Origin of the sequence: Microlunatus flavus, assembly GCF_900110855.1 — a bacterium.
Lineage (GTDB): Bacteria > Actinomycetota > Actinomycetes > Propionibacteriales > Propionibacteriaceae > Microlunatus > Microlunatus flavus.
The window spans coordinates 260464-279698 of sequence record NZ_FOFA01000005.1; the positions used below are offsets into that span (position 1 = coordinate 260464).

The window sequence follows — 19235 nt, forward strand, 5'->3', positions numbered from 1 at the left end:
GGACAGGGTGCGCATGACGGTGCGAGCGGAGGCGAAGACCCAGCGCGGTGCGGTCATGGTCGACGTCGCCCGGCTCGCCGGGGTCTCGCAGAAGACGGTGTCGCGCGTCGTGAACGGCGCCCCTCACGTGCGTCCCGACGTCGCCGAGCGCGTGCACCGCGCCATCGTCGAGCTCGGCTACCGCCCCAACGGCGCCGCCCAGGCGCTGGCCCGGGCCCGCACCCACACCATCGGCGTCCTCGCCCTCGGCACCCCGCTCTACGGACCGTCGCGACGGGTCCACGCCCTCGAGCACGAGGCCCGGCGGCTCGGGTGGACGCTCGCCCTGGCCACCGTGCCCGACCTCTCGGCGCGCGAGGTCTCGCGGGGGATCGAGAGCCTTCTGCAGCGCAACGTCGAGGGACTGGTCGTCGAGGTGCCCAACCACGTCGTCGACATCGACCCGCGCATGCTCCACGGCCTGCCCGTCGTGACGAGCGCGGGGCTCATCCCCGGGCTCCCCCGGCAGGCGCTCGTGGACACCGACCAGGCGGAGATCTCGGCGCAGCTGACCGCCTTCCTGCTCGACCTGGGGCACACGACGGTCTGGCACGTGGGTGGTCCGCGCGACTGGGACGCGGCCGTCAAGCGTCAGGACGGGTGGCGCTCCGCCCTGCTCGAGCGCGGGCGCCGCGTGCCGCCGCCTGCCCACGGGGACTGGACCGCGGCCTCGGGCTACCGCGCCGGGCTGCGGCTCGCCGCGCAGCCGGAGGTGACCGCGGTCTTCGCGGCCAACGACAGCATGGCCATGGGCCTGCTGCGCGCGTTCCACGAGGCCGGGCGGCGCGTCCCGGCCGACGTCTCCGTCGCCGGCTTCGACGACGTGCCCGACGCCGAGTACCAGGTGGTCCCGCTGACCACGGTGGCGATCCGCACCGAGGCCCCGGAGCGACGGATCCTCGCCGAGCTGCTCCACATGATCGAGGGCGCCCCGGCCCCGTCCGGAGCGATCACCGTCGCCCAGCACCGCATCGTCGTCCGCGCCTCGACCGGACCGGCACCCACGCCCTGACCTCCACCACCGCACCCCTCGCACGACCAACCGGAAGGACACCGATGTCTCCGTCTCCGTTCACCCGCCGCAAGTTCCTGCTCACCGGCGCGGCCGCCGCCTCCAGCGCCTGGTTCCTGTCGGCGTGCGGGGGCGGTGACGACTCCCCCGGTCAGGGCAGCAGCGGCTCCGCGGCACCCCAGGTGGCGCAGGCCGACATCGACAAGGCGATGGACACCGCCACCACGCTGACCTTCTGGACCTGGGTGCCGGACATCGGCAACGAGGTCAAGATGTTCATGGCGAAGTACCCCAAGATCAAGGTCGACGTGGTCAACGTCGGCCAGGGGGCCCCGCACTACCAGAAGCTCCGCACGGCCATCCAGTCCGGCCAGGGCGCGCCCGACGTGACCCAGATGGAGTACCAGTACATCCCGTCGTTCACCCTGGGTGACCAGGGCAGCCTGCTCGACCTCACGCCGTACGCGCCCGCCGACCTGCAGAGCCAGTACCCCGAGTGGGTGTGGGGCCAGGTCAAGATCAACAACGGCCTGTGGGGCATCCCGCAGGACACCGGGCCGATGGGCCTGCTCTACCGCGACGACCTGTTCACCGAGGCCGGGCTGAAGGCGCCGGCGACGTGGGACGAGTTCGGCGCGGCCGCCGAGAGCTACCACTCCAAGAACCCGAAGAGCTGGCTCTTCAACGTCGCGCAGAACCAGCCCGGCCAGCTCGTCGCCTACCTGTGGCAGGCGGGCGTGCGCCCCTTCAGCTTCGACGGGCAGCAGACGGTCAAGATCGACCTGGCCAGCGACCAGGCCAAGACGGTGGTCAAGTTCTTCGGCGACCTCGTCAACAGCGGGGCCGCGACCAACGACGCGGACTTCAACGACTCCTGGTACCAGGGTCTGGCCAACGGCAAGTGGGCCTCGCTGCCGATCGCGGCCTGGGGCCCGGTCTTCCTGCAGGGCACGGCCGGCAAGACCTCGGGCAAGTGGCGCGCCAGCACGCTGCCGCAGTGGAAGGCGGGCGACAACGTCTCCAGCAACTGGGGCGGCTCGACCGACGCGGTGCTCAAGCTCAGCAAGAACCAGATCGCCGCGTCGCAGCTGGCGCTGTGGATCAACACGAACAAGGACTCGATGCTCCGCTTCGCCAACGAGCAGTTCCTCTTCCCGCCGCTGAAGTCGGTGCTCAGCGACCCGCAGTTCACCGGCCAGGAGGCGAAGTTCTACGGCGGGCAGAAGGTCAACGAGAAGTTCGCGCAGATCTCCGACACCGTCAGCACCGAGTTCGGGTGGCTGCCCTTCATGGACTTCGTCTACTCGAACTTCAACGAGACGCTCGGCAAGGCCTTCGCCGACAAGTCCGACGCCGTCGCGGGCCTGCAGGCCTGGCAGGACGGCTGCGCCAAGTACGCCAAGGACCAGGGCTTCACGGTCTCCTGAACCCCCGGCGGACGGCCGGGTCCTCCCGGCCGTCCGCCCCTCACCGGAAAGGGAGAGCGATGACCACCACCGTGCCCACCCGGGCCGTCGCACCGCACGGGGCCTCGTCCGCTCCCCGTGCGCGGCGCGGCCTGTCCGCCTCGCGGCGCCGTCAGATCGGGGCGGCGTACGCGCTCGTCCTGCCGTTCCTCGTGCTCTTCGTGGCCATGGTCGTCGTGCCGCTGGTCTACGCGGGCTACCTCAGCTTCTACAAGAAGAAGCTGATCGGCGGCACGTCGTTCGTCGGCGCCGAGAACTACCTGCGCGCCCTGACCGACCCGAGCTTCCTCTCCGGCGTCGGACGGATGGGGCTGTTCCTCTGCGTGCAGGTCCCGCTGATGCTGGTGCTCTCGCTGTTCACGGCGCTGGCGCTGGACAGCGGGATGATGAAGCTGGCCAAGGTCGCGCGCCTCGGGATCTTCGTGCCCTACGCCGTGCCGAGCGTGATCGCGACGCTCATGTGGGGCTACATCTACGGCCCGGACTTCGGCCCGATCGCGCAGATGGCCCGGGGTCTCGGGCTCGGGGTCCCGCCCTTCTTCTCCGGCACCGGGATCTTCTTCTCGATCATCAACATCGTGAACTGGGAGTTCGTCGGCTACAACATGATCATCATGTACGCCGCGCTCCGGTCGATCCCGACGGAGCTCTACGAGGCGGCTCGGGTGGACGGGGCGTCGGAGACACGGATCGCCCTGTCGATCAAGATCCCGCTGATCCGTCCGGCGATCCTGCTGACGGTGATCTTCTCGGTGATCGGGACCTTCCAGCTGTTCAACGAGCCGAACCTGATGCGGACGCTCGCGCCGACCGTGATCGGCAGCGACTGGACCCCGAACCTCTACGCGTACAACATCGCGTTCGTCAACCAGGACGCCAACTACGCCGCCGCGCTCGCCTTCCTGCTCGGCATCGTCATCATGATCATCTCCTACGCCGTGCAGCTGGGCGCCCAGCGGAAGGAGCGGCGCGCATGACCGCCCTCGACGAACCGACCCCGCTCACGACCACGGGGACCCGGACGCCCTCGGTCCACGAGGACGCGGGCGACAAGCCGCGCCGCACGTCCTGGGTGCTGACGATCGTGGTGCTGCTGCTGACCTGCTACTTCCTGTTCCCGCTCTACTGGCTCGTCGTCGCCTCGACGAAGTCGAACGCCGACCTCTTCTCGAGCTTCGGGCTGTGGTTCGCCGACTTCAGCCTCGTCGACAACGTGCGCACGGTGCTGACGTTCCAGGACGGCGTCTACATCCGCTGGTTCCTCAACTCGATCCTCTACGCGGTGGTGAGCGGCGTGGGCGCGGCGTTCCTGGCCACGGCGGCCGGCTACGCCTTCGCCAAGTACGACTTCCCCGGCGGCAAGGCGCTCTTCTCGATCGTGCTCGGCGCGATCATGGTCCCGACGACTGCGCTGGCGATCCCGACGTACCTGCTCTTCGCGCGCGCCGAGCTCACCGACACCTACTGGGCGATCATCCTGCCCTCCCTGGTGAGCCCGTTCGGCGTCTTCCTGATGCGGGTCTACGCCGCCGACGCGGTCGACACGACGTTGATCGAGGCGGCCCGCGTCGACGGCGTCGGCGAGCTGCGGATCTTCTTCACCGTGGCGCTGCGGCTGCTGATGCCGGGCGCGGTGACCGTGCTGCTCTTCGCCCTGGTCTCCACCTGGAACAACTACTTCCTGCCGCTGCTCATGCTGAACTCCGCCCAGCTCTTCCCGCTGCCGGTCGGCCTCGCGCAGTGGCAGGCGACGGCCGCCGGCGGATCGGGCGCCCAGGCGCTCTTCTCGACGGTGATCACCGGTTCGCTGCTGTCGATCATCCCGCTGGTGGTCGCGTTCCTGTTCCTGCAGCGCTACTGGCAGTCCGGCCTCGCCACCGGCGGGGTCAAGGCCTGAGCCCGTCCGAGCGCCGCCCCGCGCGCTCCCCGACCTCCACGAAAGGCTTGCCCCATGGTTTCCCGCGAGCAGGTGCTCTTCGGCGCCGCGTACTACCACGAGTACCAACCCAGCCCGCGGCTGGAAGCCGACCTCGACCTCATGGTCGCGGCCGGCTTCACCGTGATCCGCGTCGGGGAGTCGGTGTGGTCGACCTGGGAGCCGGAGGACGGGCGCTTCGACCTCGAGTGGCTGGCCCCGGTGCTGGACGGCGCGCACGCCCGTGGCATCTCCGTCGTCCTCGGCACCCCCACGTACGCGGTGCCGCCGTGGCTCGCGCGGCGCTACCCCGAGATCGCCGGCGAGCCCGCCAGCGGGCGACGGATGCCGTGGGGCGGGCGGCAGGAGGCCGACTACACGCACCCGGCCTTCCGCTTCCACGCCGAGCGCGTGGTCCGGGCGATCCTGGGCCGCTACGCCGACCACCCGGCGGTGATCGGCTTCCAGGTCGACAACGAGCCCGGGATCATGCTCTTCCACAACCACGGCGTCTTCGAGCGGTTCGTCGACGAGCTGCGCCAGCAGTACGGCACGGTCGAGGCGCTCAACGAGGCGTGGGGACTCGTCTACTGGTCGCACAAGCTCAGCACCTGGGCCGACCTGTGGCGCCCGGACGGCAACTACCAGCCCCAGTACGACCTCGCCTGGCGGACCTTCCAGGCCCGGCTCACCACCGAGTTCATCGCCTGGCAGGCGCAGATCGCGCGCGAGTACGCCCGCGACGACCAGTTCGTGACGACCTGCATCGCCTACGAGCGCCCCGGCGTGGACGACGTGAACCTCACCCGGGCGCTCGACGTCACCGCGGGCAACCCCTACTACGCGATGCAGGACGCGCTCGCGGTGCCGAGCACCGACCAGCACCCCCAGGGCTGGACGACCGCCGGGGCCTGGACGCTCTTCCTCAGCGCCGACCGCATGTTCGCGAGCAAGCAGGCGCCCTACCTGGTCACCGAGACCAACGCTGGCGCGATCGGCGGGCCGGCGACGAACTTCCCCGCCTTCGACGGGCAGTGGCGTCAGGCGGCCTGGGCGTTCGTGGCCCGCGGGGCGGAGATGATCGAGTACTGGCACTGGCACACGAACCACTTCGGCACCGAGACCTACTGGATCGGGATCCTGCCGCACGACCAGCAGCCGGGGCGGGTCTACGACGAGCTCAGCCGGCTCGGCGCGGACTTCCGCGCGGCCGGGCAGCACGTGCTGGGCCTGCGGCCGGACGCGCAGGTCGGCCTGCTCTACTCCGCGCGCTCGAAGTGGGGGCTCGCGTTCCAGGCACCGTTCAGCCACGTCCCGGGGGTGGCGACGAGCCCCGCCGACCACGACGAGCGCTCGTACCACCGCATCTTCGACGCCTTCTACCGCGGCACCTTCGACGCCGGCACGCCCGCGCGGCTCCTGCACGACGTGCAGCTGGTCGACGCCGATGGGCGGACGCTGCAGGAGCCGGCGACGGTGGCGGCCGAGCTGCCCGTGCTGGTCGTGCCCGCCCTCTACGTGGCCGACGACGCGCTGCTCGACTGGCTGCGGGCGTACGCGGCGGCCGGCGGCCACCTCGTGCTCGGCCCGAGGACGGGCTACGGCGACGACGAGGGTCGCGCCCGCACGGACGTGAAGCCGGGTCGCCTGGCCGACGCCGCCGGGGTGCGCTACCAGGAGTTCTCCAACCTGCACGCGCCGCTGCCGGTCACCGCCGAGAGCGATGCGTTCGACCTCTCGCCCGGCGCCGCCGGCCGTGACTGGGTGGACGGCCTGATCGGTGAGGGTGCCAAGGTCGTGCTCGGCTACGAGCACCCGCACTTCGGGCGCTTCCCGGCCGTCGTCACCCACGACCACGCCCAGGGCCGCATCACGACGGTCGGCACGCTGCCGACCCCGGAGCTGGCCGCCGACCTGGTGCGCTGGCTCGTGCCGTCGCAGCAGCGGCCGTGGGCCGACCGGCCGGCGTCGACCACCGTGCACTCGGCGACCAACGCGATCGGCGAGCGGGTGCACGTCGTGCACAACTGGAGCTGGGAGCCGGCCACCGTCGCGCTGCCGACGCCGATGCTCGACCTGCTGGTCGAGGGCTCGACGGAGCGGCTGGAGTCGTTGCGGCTCGGCCCCTGGGACGTCCGCGTCCTGCGCGAGGCTCTGTCCTAGGTCCTCGCTCCGCTCGGACGCAGCCGGCGCTCTGGTCCGACGCCTTCCTCCCTCCCTCGGACGCCGGAGGTCCTGATGCCTGCCGCATCCACCGCGGCGGCGTCCTCCTCCGGTCGTCCAGGCGCCGGCGCGCCGGCAGGCGGTGGTCGGGAGGTCGCCCGACAACGCGCCGGGGCGAAACAGAGATGCGCACCACACGTTTGTCAGAACCGAACAATCGGATGTCCGAAGATTCGTGGTGTCCCTGCGCGACTTCGCGGGCAAGGTCACGAAAGAGTAAAGGGGTGCTGGCAGTCGTCGCGCCCGGTCAGGGCGCTCAGTCCCCGGGCTTCCTGGGTCCCTGGGTCAAAGAGTCCTCCTTCTCCGACCGGCTGACCTGGTTCAGCGCCGTCAGCGGCCTCGACCTCGAGCACTACGGCGTCCACGCCGACGCCGAGACGATCCGGGACACCGCGGTCGCGCAGCCGCTGCTCGTCGCCGCGGGGCTGCTGGCGGCCCTCGAGCTCTTCCCGCACCCCGCCGACGCCTACCCCCTGGTCGGCGTCGCCGCGGGCCACTCGGTCGGCGAGGTCACCGCTGCGGCAGGCGTGGGCGTCTTCTCCGCCGAGTCGGCGATGGTCTTCGTGCGCGAGCGCGGCCGGGCCATGGCCGCGGCGAGCGCCGCGCGGCCGACGTCGATGACCGCGGTCGTCGGTGGGCAGCCGGAGGAGGTCCTCGCCGCGCTCGAGGCCCAGGGCCTTACCGCCGCCAACCACAACGGGACCGGGCAGGTCGTCGCCGCCGGCACCGTCGAGCAGCTCGCGGCGTTCGCCGAGCACCCACCGGCGCGGGCGCGGCTCGTGCCGCTGAGCGTCGCCGGCGCCTTCCACACGGTGCACATGGAGCCCGCCGTGGAGCGCCTCGGGCAGCTCTCGCGGGCCATCTCCACGCACGACCCCCGCACCCGCCTCTTGTCGAACCTCGACGGACAGGTCGTCCACGACGGCCGCGACGTGCTGCGCCGGCTGGTCGGCCAGGTGGCCTCCCCGGTGCGCTGGGACCTGTGCATGGCGGCCATGGCCGACCTCGGCGTGACGGGCCTGCTCGAGCTGCCGCCGTCGGGCACCCTCACCGGGATCGCCAAGCGCAACCTCAAGGGTGTCGAGCTCTTCTCGCTGAACACCCCCGACCAGGTCGGCGACGCCATGGAGTTCATCACCAAGCACGGCGGGCAGCCCGCGTCGTCCACCCCGATCACCGCCAACCCGACGTGGCGCCTCGTCGTCTCGCCGGGCAAGGGCCTGTTCAGCCGTACGGAGGACGTCGAGGCCGGGACGCTGCTGCCCGCCGACAGCACCGTCGGCCTCGTCCGGAACCGCCGCGACGAGATCCCCGCGAGCGCCCCGTACGGCGGCATCGTCGTGGAGTGGCTCGTCGAGGACGGCGACCCGGTCTCCCCCGGCCAGCCCCTGCTCCGCCTGCACCCGACCGTCGAGTCGGCCGACGCCACCGAGGTGACCCGCTGATGGCTCTTCGCACCTCCTCCGGAGCGCAGTACGCCCGCCTGATGGGCGTCGGCGGCTACCGCCCGCGCCGCGTCGTCGACAACGCCGAGATCGTCACCTACATCGACTCCTCCGACGAGTGGATCCGTACGCGCTCGGGCATCACGGAGCGCCGCTGGGCCTCGCCCGACGAGACGATCCAGATGATGTCGGTGGCCGCCGCCCGCAAGGCGATCGAGCGGGCGGGGATCGAGCCGGGCCAGGTCGACACCGTCATCGTCTCGACGGTCACCCACCTGATCCAGACGCCGGCGATCGCCACGACGATCGCGACCGAGCTGGGCGCGCAGGGCGCCGCCGCCTTCGACATCAACGCCGCGTGCGCCGGCTTCTGCTACATGGTCGCCATGGCCGACGCTCTCGTGCGCGCGGGCTCGTCGAAGTACGTGGTCGTCATCGGCGTCGAGCGGCTGACCGACCTGACCGACATCCACGACCGGTCGACGGCGTTCATCTTCGCCGACGGCGCCGGCGCGGCCGTGATCGGCCCGAGCGACGTCCCGGCCATCGGCCCGGTCGTCTGGGGCTCCGACGGCGAGCAGGCCGACCTGATCACGCAGACCGAGCCGTGGGACACCGCGATCCCCCGCCACGAGCGCGGCGGCCCGGACCCGGTGGCGCAGGCGGCCGCGGTCGCCGACGACCCCGAGGGTTCTGCGGCCGCCACCTGGCCTGTCCTGCGGATGAACGGCAACCCCGTCTTCAAGTGGGCCTCGTACGCGATGGCCAAGACGGCCGCCGAGGCGATGGACGCCGCGGGGATCACGCCCGAGGAGCTCGAGGTCTTCGTGCCCCACCAGGCGAACAACCGGATCACCGACGCGATGTTCCGCGCGCTCAAGCTGCCCGAGGGCGTCGTCATCGCCCGCGACATCGTCCACCACGGCAACACCTCCGCCGCCTCGATCCCCCTGGCCATCGAGACCCTGCTCGAGTCCGGCGAGGCGAGGTCCGGCCAGACGGCGCTGACGATCGGCTTCGGCGCCGGCCTCGTCTACGCCGGTCAGGTCATCACGCTGCCCTGACCTCCCGGTCCGGCGCAGCACCCCCTGGTTCACCCGCACCACCCGACAAGAAGGAGCCCTCAGCCCGATGCCCACCACCGAAGAAGTCCGTTCCGACCTGGCCGAGATCGTCAACGAGGTCGCCGGCGTGCCGGTCGACGACGTGCAGCTCGACAAGTCCTTCACCGAGGACCTGGACGTGGACTCGCTGTCGATGGTCGAGATCATCTACGCCGCCGAGGAGAAGTTCGGCGTCTCGATCCCGGACGAGGAGTCCAAGAACCTCAAGACCGTGGGCGACGCCGTCGCCTACATCGAGCGCGCGGCTTCCTGACGCAGCGCCGGCCCGGGACCGCACGGTTCCGGGCCGGCAGCGCACCCCGAGCCGTACGCGCTCGACCGACCTCCCGCAGACCCGAGGAGCACCTGTCATGTCCCGCACCCGTGTCGTCGTCACCGGCATCGGCGCCACCACCCCGCTCGGCGGCACCGCGCCCGAGACGTGGGCCGCGCTGCTCGAGGGCCGCTCGGGCGTACGCCCCACCCCGGACTCCTTCCCCGACGACCTCGCGACCAAGATCGCGGCGCCCGTGGCCGTCGACCCGTCGGAGGTGCTCGAGCGCGTGGAGGCCCGGCGCCTCGACCGCTGCGCCCAGCTCGGGGTCGTCGCGGCGATGGAGGCCTGGGCGGACGCCGGCTTCGGCCTCAAGGACGACAACCCCGTCGAGCGCGAGCGGCTCGCGGTCGCCGTCGGCACCGGCATCGGCGGCCTGCACACGCTGCTCGGGCAGTGGGACATCCAGAAGGAGAAAGGCGCCCGGCGGGTCAGCCCGCTCGCGATCCCGATGCTGATGGCGAACGCCACCGCGGCCAACATCGGGCTCCGCCTCGGCGCCCAGGCACCGGTGAGCACGGCGGTCTCGGCCTGCGCGTCCAGCAACGAGTCGATCGCGCAGGGCCTGGACATCCTCCGGCTCGGGCGCGCCGACGTGGCGCTCGTCGGCGGCGCCGAGGCGTGCATCCACCCGATGCCGATGGCCTCGTTCTCGCAGATGCAGGCGATGAGCCGGCGCAACGACGAGCCGCAGCGGGCTTCACGCCCCTGGGACGTCGACCGCGACGGCTTCGTGCTCGGCGAGGGCGCGGCGATGCTGGTCATCGAGACCCTGGAGCACGCACAGGCCCGCGGGGCCCGCATCTACGGCGAGCTCGCCGGCGCCGGCATCACCGCCGACGCGCACGACATGGTCCAGCCGAACCCGGCCGGCGACACCCAGGCCCGCGCCATCACGTACGCGCTGCGCGAGGCCGGGCTGTCCGCCGCCGACGTCGCGCACGTCAACGCCCACGCCACGTCGACCCCGACCGGCGACATGACCGAGATCAGCTCGATCCACCAGGCGCTCGGCGCCGGCACCGAGGCCATCGTCACCGGCACCAAGTCCATGACCGGCCACCTGCTCGGCGGGGCGGGCGCGCTGGAGACCATGGCGACGCTGCTCGCGCTCCACCACCGCCAGGTCCCGCCGACCATCAACCTCGACAACCCCGAGCCCGAGCTCGACGTCGACGTCGCCACCAAGGTCCGCGACCTGCCCTCGGGCGACCTGGCCGCGATCAACAACTCCTTCGGGTTCGGTGGCCACAACGTGGCGGTCGCCCTCACCAACGCGTACGCCAACCGCCAGGAGGTCTGATGACCACCACCGCCCCGCCGCCCGCCGCTGCTCCCGCCGCGCCGAAGAAGGAGAAGCTCCCCCGCGAGCTCGACCCCCGCAACCCGAACCACCGGCTGGCCGCGCTGCTGGACGAGGGGTCGGTGGAGCTGATCACGCCCGACGACGACTCGGGCATGCTCGCCGCCGTCGGCACCGTCAACGGCTCGCGCGTGGTCGCCTTCTGCTCCGACGCCACCGTCATGGGCGGCGCCATGGGCATGCAGGGCTGCGACGTGGTCGTGCAGGCGTACGAGCGGGCGATGCGCGACCGCGTGCCGATCATGGGCATCTGGCACTCCGGCGGTGCGCGCCTGGCCGAGGGCGTGCTGTCGCTGCACGCGGTCGGGCGCATCTTCCACGCGATGACACAGGCCTCCGGCAAGATCCCGCAGATCTCGATCGTGCTCGGCTTCGCCGCCGGCGGTGCCGCGTACGGGCCCGCCCTCACCGACCTCGTGATCCTCGCCCCCGAGGGCCGCATCTTCGTGACCGGGCCGGACGTCGTGCGTTCGGTGACCGGCGAGGACGTCGACATGCTCCGCCTCGGCGGGCCGGACACGCACGGGCGCCGTTCCGGCGTCGTGCACCTGGTCGCCGAGGACGAGGCGGACGCGCTGGCCCAGGGCCGTGCGCTCACCACGCTGCTGGCCGACCAGGGCACCACCGCCGCGGAGGTCGTCGACACCGACCTCGCCGCGCTGCTGCCCGAGTCGCCCAAGCGCGCCTACGACGTCCACCCGCTCATCAACGGCGTGCTCGACGAGGGTTCGAGCGTCGAGCTGCACGCCCGCTGGGCCCCGAACGTCACCATCGCGCTCGGCCGCCTCGGCGGCCGCACCGTCGGCGTCGTCGCCAACAACCCGCTGCGCCTCGGCGGCTGCCTCGACTCGCTCAGCGCGGAGAAGGCGGCGCGGTTCGTGCGGATGTGCGACACCTTCGGGGTGCCGCTGGTCGTGCTCGTCGACGTCCCCGGCTACCTCCCCGGCGTCGGCCAGGAGTGGGACGGCGTCGTGCGCCGCGGCGCCAAGCTGCTGCACGCGTTCGCCGAGGCGACGGTTCCGCGCGTCACGCTCGTCACCCGCAAGGCGTACGGCGGCGCCTACATCGCCATGAACGCCCGCTCGCTCGGCGCCACCAAGGTGTTCGCCTGGCCGGGCGCCGAGGTCGCCGTCATGGGCCCGGTCGCCGCCGTGCGCATCCTGCACCGGCGCAAGCTCGCCGCCGTGGCCGACGACGTCCGCCCGCAGCTCGAGGCCGAGCTGGCCGCCGAGCACGAGCGCATCGCCGGCGGGGTCGAGAAGGCCGTGGAGATCGGCGTGGTCGACGAGATCGTCACGCCGCAGGTCACCCGCTCCGCGCTCGCCACCGCCATCCGCGACGCCGACACGGGTACGCGGGGGGACCACACGAACATCCCGCTCTAGCGCGGAACGGAACGCCCCCTGAGCCTCTCAGGGGGCGTTTCGCGCGTTCAGCCCTCGATCCGCTCCTGGGCGTGCGCCGGGAGGGCCGCCTGGTCCACCGGCTCGCAGGCCGGGAGGTCGGCGCCCGGCCAGCCCGGGGCCTGCTCGGCACCGACGGTGCGCAGCAGGTCGAACCGCGAGGCGTCGGCGCTGCCGGGGACGGCGGTGTACGCGACGATGCGCAGGTCGGTCCCGGCCGCGGTGAACACGTCGCAGTCGAGGGTGATCGGACCGACCACGGGGTGCACGAACGTCTTCGGCTCCGAGCGGTGCTCGACGATCCGCGCCTCCGCCCACAGCGAGGCGAAGACCGGGCTCACCCGGTGCAGCTCCTCGACCAGCCCGGTCACGCCCGGGTCGTCGGGGTAGCGGATCGCGGCGCGCCTCAGGTCGGACACCAGCGCGCACTCGAAACGCCGTTCGTCGGCCTCGCCGCGCAGCACCCGCACCCCGCTGCGCGTGAACTGCAGCAGGACGAGGTTGCGGCCCGGGTCGATGGGTCCGAGGAGCGCCGACCAGGCGTCGTTCGCGGTGAGCAGCGTCCACGTGGCCGTGTAGACGCCGATCGCGACGTCGGGCAGCCGCGCGAGGAGGCGCTGGACGCTGCCGGGGATGTGGGTCGGCACGAGCCCGGCCGACGGCGCGGCGAGCCCGGCCGCCGCGTACAGCTGGTCGCGCTCGGGGTCGGAGAGCTGCAGCACGCGGGCCAGCGAGGCGACGACCTGGGCCGACGGACGCTCCGCGCGGCCCTGCTCCAGGCGGACGAGGTAGTCGACCGACAGCCCGGCGAGCAGCGCCACCTCCTCGCGCCGGAGGCCGGGCGTACGCCGCTGGCCCACGGGGAAGCCGACCGCAGCCGGCGCGAGCCGGTCGCGCCACGCGCGGATCAGGCCGGCGAGGTCGCCGCGGTCGGGAGGCGTCGTCACCCCTCCAGTGTGCGGCGCGGGTGGCGGACCGGGTGGTACTGCCGTTCCCAGGGAAGACGCTCCTACCCGGACCCGTCGTTCCGCTGGCACCGTCGAGGACATGACCGAGAACGCCACCACCGACACCACCACCACGACCACCCTGATCACCGGCGGCAACAAGGGCCTGGGCTTCGAGGCGGCCCGTCGCCTGAAGGAGCACGGCCACCGGGTCGTCATCGGCGCCCGCGACGCGGAGCGGGGACGGCAGGCGGCCGAGACCCTCGGCGTCGACTGGGTCGAGCTCGACGTCTCCTCCGACGCCTCTGTCGCGGCAGCCGCCGCGGAGGTCGAGGAGCGCTTCGGCGGCCTCGACGTCCTCGTCAACAACGCGGGCATCTCCGGCCCGTTCGTCGGGGTCGAGGAGGTCGACGCCGCGATCATGACCTCGGTCCTCGACACGAACACCGTGGCCCCCGTACGGATGATCCACGCCTTCCTGCCGCTGCTGCGCCGCTCGGCCCACCCCGTGGTCGTGAACGTCAGCTCGGGCCTCGGCTCGTTCGCGGTCCGCAGCGACACCGACCGCATCGAGAGCACCCTGCCGACGCTCGCGTACTCCGCCAGCAAGGCCGCGCTCGACATGGTGACGACGGTCTACGCGCAGTTCCTGCCCGAGCTCCGCGTGAACGTCGTCGACCCCGGCTACACGGCCACCGAGTTCAACGGCCACTCCGGCCCGCAGACGGTCACCGAGGGCACGGACGCCGTCGTGGCCATGGCGACCATCGGCCCGGACGGCCCGACCGGGACGTTCAGCGACCGGCACGGCGTCGTCGGCTGGTGACGCTCGGCTGATCGCCCGCCTCCCCGCCTCCCCATCTTCCCGCCTCCCCACCTTCCCGCCTCCCCACCTTCCCGCCGAGCGGTAGGTTGCGGCGCCGATTGCGGCCCTGAAGGCGCGGCAACCTACCGCTCGACGGATGGGGAGGGCGGCTGGGCGAGGGGGCGGGGCGAGGGGGCGGGGCGAGGGCGGCTGGGCGAGGGGGCTGGGCGAGGGGGCTGGGCGGAGAGAGGGCTGAGCGAGGCGGCGCCTACGCGGGCGGGGTCATCCGGTAGATCGCCCCGGCGGCGTCGTCGCTGACGTAGACGTCGCCGTCCGGGCCCTGGACCGCGGCGACCGGGCGTCCCCAGCGGTCGCCGTCCGCGCTCTGGAACCCGGTGAGGATCGTCTGCTGGTCGCCCATCCGGCCGTTCGCGTAGGAGAAGAACGACACCTCCGGCGCCCGCGGCGGGGTCCGGTTCCAGGAACCGTGGACGCCGACGAGGGCGCCCGCGCCGTACGGGGCGGGCAGGCCGGCGCCGCTGGTGAAGCTGAGGCCGAGCGGCGCGGAGTGCGCCCCCATCCCCTGCTCGACGGGCGCGAGCGTCGAGCAGTCGAGCTTCGAGCCGTCGGCGTTGGTCTCCACGTCGCGGACGAACGGGCGGTCGGAGTAGTCGAGCGCCGTCCCCGGCACGCCGGGCTCGACGTCGGGGTCGGGGTTGCAGTAGGGCCAGCCGAGGTCGCGACCCTGGGTGAGGTGCGCGAACGGCTCGAGCGGGTGGTCGCCCACGTAGGCCGGGAGGAGGTCGCCCTGGTCCGACCGCCCGTCGCCGTCGAAGTCGCGGTCGTACGGGTACTCGATGTTGTCGCGGTTGTTGACCGCGGTCCAGACCTCGCCGTCGGGCGCGACGGCCAGGCCGGTGCCGTTGCGCACCCCGCGCGCGAAGACCTCGGCCTTCCCGCCGCCCGGCGGCACCCGCAGGATCGTCGCGCGCTGCGGGTCGGCGTCGCGGTCCTCGGCCGAGATGTTGCCGGTCGAGCCGACCGAGACGTAGACGGCGCCGTCCTCGCCCACGGCCACGCTCTTGAGGGCGTGCGCGTACGCCCCGCGCAGGTCGGGGCTCTTCGCGTCGGGCAGGCCCGTCACCACCGGCTGCGGGTCGCTCGCACGCCCGTCGGCGTACGTGTAGGCGTCGACCCGGTCGCTCTGCGCGACGTAGAGCCGGCCGTCGTGGAAGGCCAGCCCGTGCGGCTGGTCCAGCCCGCTCAACAGCGTCTCGGCGACGGGCGAGGCCTGCGGGTCGCTGGCGGCGGGCGAGATCACGTCGACCTCGCCCGCCTTGGGTCGGGACACCAGCAACCGTCCGTCCGGCGTCCAGGCCAGCAGCCGGGCGGCGTCGACGCGCGCGAACACGCTCACCGTCCAGCCCTTCGGGGCCTGCACGGTCCGCGGCTCGTCGAGAGGCGCGCCGGTCAGGTCGGCCGGGACGACCAGGTCGACCGTCGCCAGCGGGGACGACGCGGACGCGGCGCTCGTCGCCGCGGTCGACGGGGCGCTCGAGGGCCCAGCCGCCGGCGACGTGCTGCAGCCGGTCACCCCGACCAGCAGCAGGCTCGCGGCGGCCAGGGTGAGTCGGGCTCGACGGGTCGGCACGGCGACGTCCTCTCCTGCGGGCGGCTGGGCGTCCAGCCTGCCGACCACCCCCAAACGGCCTCAGGCGGGCGGCACGAGCCGGTAGATCGCGTCGGCGATGTCGTCGCTGACGTAGAGCGCGCCGTCCGGCCCCTGCACCGCGGCCACCGGCCGCCCCCACCGCGAACCGTCGCCCGCCTGGAACCCACCCATGAGCGTCTGCTGCCCGCCCATCCGGCCGTCCGCGTACGCGAAGAAGGCGACCTCGGGCGCCCGCGGCGGGGTGCGGTTCCAGGAACCGTGCACGCCGACGAGCGCACCGGCGCCGAGGCCCGGCAGGTCGTCGTGGGTGAAGCTCAGCCCGAGCGGCGCCGAGTGCGCCGGCAGCCCCTGCTCGACGGGCGGCAGGGTGGAGCAGTCCATCTTCGTCGAGGCCGGGTTGAGCTGGACGTCGCGCACGAAGCCGCGCTCCTCGTAGCGCAGCGCCGTGCGGGCGACGCCGCGCCGCTCGTCCGGGTCGGGGTTGCAGTAGGGCCAGCCGAGGTCGCGGTCGGGCGTCAGCTTCGCCAGCGGCTCCAGCGGGTGGTCGTTGACGTAGTCGGTGATGAGGTCGCCGAGGTCCTCGGTGCCGTCGCCGTCGTAGTCGCGGGCGTAGGCGTAGCGGACGTTGTCGCGGTTGTTCACGGCGGTCCACAGCGCGCCGTCGGGGGCGACGGCGAGGCCGGTGCCGTTGCGGATGCCGTGCGCGTAGGTCGTGTACTTCCCGGTCGCGGGGTCGACGCGCAGGACCGCCGCCCGCTCCGGGCTCTCGTCCCGGTCCTCCGCGGAGGTGTTGGTCGTCGAGCCGATGGACACGAAGAGCCGGTGGTCGGGGGCGAGCGCCACGTTCTTGAGCGCGTGCGCGTACGCCCCGTGCAGGTCGGGGCTTTCGGTGTCGGGCAGGCCGTCCAGGACCGTGGTGCGCGGGCCGACGGCGCCGTCAGCGTAGGCGTAGCGGTCGATCCGGTTGCTCTCGGCGACGTAGAGCGTCGAGCCGTCGAAGGCGAGGCCGTGGGGCTTGCGCAGGCCGGTGAGCAGCGGCGTCGACGTGGGACGGCTCCCCGCCTGCGGGGTCAGGAGCGTCACGACCCCGTCCGCCGGCCGCGACACCAGGAGCCGGCCGTCCGGGGTCCAGGCCTCGAGCCGTGCCTTGGTCGGGCGCGCCCAGACGCTCGCGGTCCAGCCGAGCGGCAGCGTGACGGAGCGCGGCTGGTCGAACGGCGCCCAGGACAGGTCCGTGGGCACGGCGAGCACCACGGCGCCGGCCCCGGTCTCGGGCGGCCGGACGGGGGCGGCCGACGCGGGAGCACCGGCGGCGGGCAGGAGCCCGGCGGCGAGCAGGGCGGCGGTCGCGGCGGCGAGCAGCGGGCGGGAGGGACGAGGCACGGGGGGCTCCTCGGGATCAGGCGTGCGGGGGGGACAGAGGGTTCAGCGCGGTGGCGCGACCCGGTACACGGCGCCGGCCACGTCGTCGCTCACGTAGACCGCGCCGTCCGGGCCCTCGACCGCGGCGACCGCACGGCCCCAGCGCTTGCCCGACGACGACTGCCAGCCGGTCACCAGCGTCTGCTGGTCGCCGAGCCCACCGTCGTCGTACGGGAAGAAGGCCACCTCGGGCGCCCGCGGCGGCTGACGGTTCCACGAGCCGTGCGCGCCGACGAGCGCCCCCGCGCCCAGGTCGGCGAGACCGGCGGTGAAGCTGAGGCCGAGCGGGGCGGAGTGGGCTCCCAGCCCCTGCTCGACCTTCGGCAGCCGCGAGCAGTCGAGCCGGGAACCGTCCGCGTTGGTCTGGACGTCACGCACGAAGCCACGGTCGGAGAAGTCGAAGGCGGTGCCCCGGACACCGCGCTGCACGTCGGGGTCCGGGTTGCAGTAGGGCCAGCCGAGGTCGCGGCCGGCGGTGAGCCTCGCCAGGGGCTCCATGGGGTGGTCGTTCACGTAGGCCCGCAGGACCTTCTTGTAGTCGTCGCTGCCGTCGGTGCCGTAGTCACGGTGGTACGGGTAGGCGACGTCGTCGCGGTTGTTGACCGCGGTCCACAGCGCCCCGTCCGGGGCGACGGCGAGCCCCGTGCCGTTGCGGACGCCGCGGGCGAACACCGTGTGCGCGCCCGTCCTCGGGTCGACCCGCAGCACGCTCGCACGCTGCAGCCGGGCGGTGCGGTCGTCCGGTGACACGTTGGCGCGCGAGCCGATCGAGACGTAGAGGGCGTGGTCGCGGCCCACCGCGACGCTCTTGAGGGCGTGCGCGTACGCGCCCCCGAGGTCCTTGCTCTTGGCGTCAGGCAGGCCGCCCAGCACCGTGCGGCGCCCGGTGGCCCTGCCGTCGGCGTAGCGGTAGGCGTCGATGCGGTTGCTCTCGGCGACGTAGAGGGTGCTGCCGTCGAAGGCCATCCCGTGCGGCTGCCGCAGGCCCTTGAGCAGCGTGCTGGAGGTGGGCCGGCCCCGCTTGTTCGGCGTGAGGCGCGTGATGGTGCCCGAGGCCGGGCGCGAGACGAGGATCCGGCCGTCGGGGGTGGGCGTGAGCAGGCGGGCCTTCTTCGGGCGGGCCCACACGCTGACCGTCCAGCCCTCGGGAACCTTCAGCGTGCGCTTCCGGTCGAGCGGCTTGGCGTCGATCGCGGACGGCACGGCGACGGTCACCGAGACCAGCCTCGGCTGCTTCGGAGCGGCGGCCGGGGCGAGCGCGGGGGCGAGGGTCGGAGGGCCGAGCGCGGTCGCGGTCGTGCTCGGGACCGCGCAGAGGGCCACCGCGGCCAGACCGGCCAGCCCGGTCAGCGCCACGACGGGCAGGGATCGACGTGGAGACATCGGCGGCTCCTCCGCTCGGGCCACCGCGGGGGGACGGGGCCTCTGCGGGGATCGTACGTCGCCGGCAGCGTCCCGGCGAGCACCCGCGCGCAGCTCGTCCGCGGCCGGCGCGCCCGGTTCGGCGCCGGAGAGCCGGCAGGCGGGAGCGGGTCAGACGACCTCGTGGAGCCAGCGCACGGGGGCCCCGTCGCCGGCGTGGCGGAACGGTTCGAGCTCGTCGTCCCAGGCCCGGCCCAGCAGCTCGTCGAGGGAGTCGGCCAGGCCGCGGCCGCCGGCGGAGGCGCCGAGCATCGCGGCGCGGATCCGGTCCTCCGGGATCATGATGTCGCCGTGCAGCCCGGTGATGGCGTGGAAGACGCCGAGGCTGGGCGTGTAGGAGTAGCGCTCGGCCTCGGAGCCCGAGCGGGCCTCCTCGGTCACCTCGAAGCGCAGCCGCTGCCAGCCGCGCAGCGCGCTGGCCAGCCGGGCGGCCGTGCCCACCGCGCCGACCCACGAGTACTCGGCGCGGTACGCGGCACGCTCGGCCGGCTGCGGTGTCCAGTCGAGCCGTACGGGCATGCCGAAGAGACCGCCGACCGCCCACTCCACGTGCGGGCACAGCGCCGACGGCGACGAGTGGACGTACAGGACTCCACGGGTCGTGCTCATACTGATCCTCCACGGGTGGGACCTCGGCAGCGTGAGGGCTGCCTTCCCCGACATC

16 protein-coding genes are annotated in these 19235 nt (G+C 73.1%); 11 read left to right on the top strand and 5 right to left on the bottom strand.

The annotated features are described in order from the left end of the window. The first annotated feature begins 13 nt into the window (after nucleotides 1-13). The 10 genes from BMY04_RS13675 to BMY04_RS13720 all read left to right on the top strand — a co-directional run bounded on the left by BMY04_RS13675 (nucleotide 14) and on the right by BMY04_RS13720 (nucleotide 12285). The gene (locus BMY04_RS13675) at nucleotides 14-1051 is read left to right on the top strand and encodes a LacI family DNA-binding transcriptional regulator (protein WP_198410148.1); all 1038 of its coding nucleotides are present in this window, start codon (nucleotides 14-16) and stop codon (nucleotides 1049-1051) included. 44 nt (nucleotides 1052-1095) lie between these two features. Further along, nucleotides 1096-2478: an ABC transporter substrate-binding protein gene (locus BMY04_RS13680; protein WP_091181507.1), complete on the top strand. Its 1383-nt coding sequence runs from the start codon at nucleotides 1096-1098 to the stop codon at nucleotides 2476-2478. Nucleotides 2479-2537: 59 nt separating this feature from the next. After that, complete coding sequence (locus BMY04_RS13685; RefSeq protein ID WP_091181509.1) at nucleotides 2538-3494, top strand: carbohydrate ABC transporter permease; 957 nt, start codon at nucleotides 2538-2540, stop codon at nucleotides 3492-3494. After that, nucleotides 3491-4414 (top strand): carbohydrate ABC transporter permease, encoded by a 924-nt coding sequence (locus BMY04_RS13690; protein ID WP_091181512.1) that lies wholly within the window; start codon nucleotides 3491-3493, stop codon nucleotides 4412-4414. Before BMY04_RS13685 ends, BMY04_RS13690 begins: the two co-directional genes overlap by 4 nt. A 54-nt stretch (nucleotides 4415-4468) precedes the next feature. Next, nucleotides 4469-6595, top strand: a complete 2127-nt coding sequence (locus tag BMY04_RS13695; RefSeq protein ID WP_091181515.1) for a beta-galactosidase — start codon at nucleotides 4469-4471, stop codon at nucleotides 6593-6595. Nucleotides 6596-6879: 284 nt separating this feature from the next. Further along, nucleotides 6880-8100 carry an acyltransferase domain-containing protein gene (locus BMY04_RS13700; protein ID WP_091181532.1) on the top strand — a complete coding sequence of 407 codons (1221 nt, stop codon included), beginning with the start codon at nucleotides 6880-6882 and terminating at the stop codon, nucleotides 8098-8100. Beyond that, nucleotides 8097-9164, top strand: a complete 1068-nt coding sequence (locus BMY04_RS13705) for a beta-ketoacyl-ACP synthase III (RefSeq protein WP_198410164.1) — start codon at nucleotides 8097-8099, stop codon at nucleotides 9162-9164. The genes BMY04_RS13700 and BMY04_RS13705 overlap by 4 nt, the downstream gene beginning before the upstream one ends. A gap of 67 nt (nucleotides 9165-9231) precedes the next feature. After that, nucleotides 9232-9477: an acyl carrier protein gene (locus tag BMY04_RS13710; RefSeq protein WP_091181556.1), complete on the top strand. Its 246-nt coding sequence runs from the start codon at nucleotides 9232-9234 to the stop codon at nucleotides 9475-9477. A 97-nt stretch (nucleotides 9478-9574) separates the two neighbouring features. Beyond that, on the top strand, nucleotides 9575-10840 hold the full coding sequence (locus BMY04_RS13715; RefSeq protein WP_091181559.1) for a beta-ketoacyl-[acyl-carrier-protein] synthase family protein: 1266 nt from the start codon (nucleotides 9575-9577) through the stop codon (nucleotides 10838-10840). Then, nucleotides 10840-12285 carry an acyl-CoA carboxylase subunit beta gene (locus tag BMY04_RS13720; RefSeq protein ID WP_091181561.1) on the top strand — a complete coding sequence of 482 codons (1446 nt, stop codon included), beginning with the start codon at nucleotides 10840-10842 and terminating at the stop codon, nucleotides 12283-12285. Before BMY04_RS13715 ends, BMY04_RS13720 begins: the two co-directional genes overlap by 1 nt. A 47-nt stretch (nucleotides 12286-12332) precedes the next feature. Here the strand turns inward: BMY04_RS13720 and BMY04_RS13725 are convergent, their stop codons facing one another. Further along, on the bottom strand, nucleotides 12333-13250 hold the full coding sequence (locus BMY04_RS13725; protein ID WP_232506393.1) for a helix-turn-helix transcriptional regulator: 918 nt from the start codon (nucleotides 13248-13250) through the stop codon (nucleotides 12333-12335). A gap of 100 nt (nucleotides 13251-13350) precedes the next feature. Here BMY04_RS13725 and BMY04_RS13730 point away from each other — a divergent pair, with 100 nt between their 5' ends. Next, nucleotides 13351-14076: an SDR family NAD(P)-dependent oxidoreductase gene (locus BMY04_RS13730; RefSeq protein WP_091181564.1), complete on the top strand. Its 726-nt coding sequence runs from the start codon at nucleotides 13351-13353 to the stop codon at nucleotides 14074-14076. A 247-nt stretch (nucleotides 14077-14323) separates the two neighbouring features. Here the strand turns inward: BMY04_RS13730 and BMY04_RS13735 are convergent, their stop codons facing one another. From BMY04_RS13735 to BMY04_RS13750, 4 genes are all read right to left on the bottom strand, one after another. After that, nucleotides 14324-15706: a PQQ-dependent sugar dehydrogenase gene (locus BMY04_RS13735; protein ID WP_170854134.1), complete on the bottom strand. Its 1383-nt coding sequence runs from the start codon at nucleotides 15704-15706 to the stop codon at nucleotides 14324-14326. Nucleotides 15707-15766: 60 nt separating this feature from the next. Beyond that, nucleotides 15767-17110, bottom strand: a complete 1344-nt coding sequence (locus BMY04_RS13740) for a PQQ-dependent sugar dehydrogenase (RefSeq protein WP_198410149.1) — start codon at nucleotides 17108-17110, stop codon at nucleotides 15767-15769. Nucleotides 17111-17152: 42 nt separating this feature from the next. Further along, the gene (locus tag BMY04_RS13745; RefSeq protein ID WP_091181568.1) at nucleotides 17153-18532 is read right to left on the bottom strand and encodes a PQQ-dependent sugar dehydrogenase; all 1380 of its coding nucleotides are present in this window, start codon (nucleotides 18530-18532) and stop codon (nucleotides 17153-17155) included. 150 nt (nucleotides 18533-18682) lie between these two features. After that, nucleotides 18683-19180: a DUF3145 domain-containing protein gene (locus tag BMY04_RS13750; protein WP_091181571.1), complete on the bottom strand. Its 498-nt coding sequence runs from the start codon at nucleotides 19178-19180 to the stop codon at nucleotides 18683-18685. Nucleotides 19181-19235: the final 55 nt, after the last annotated feature.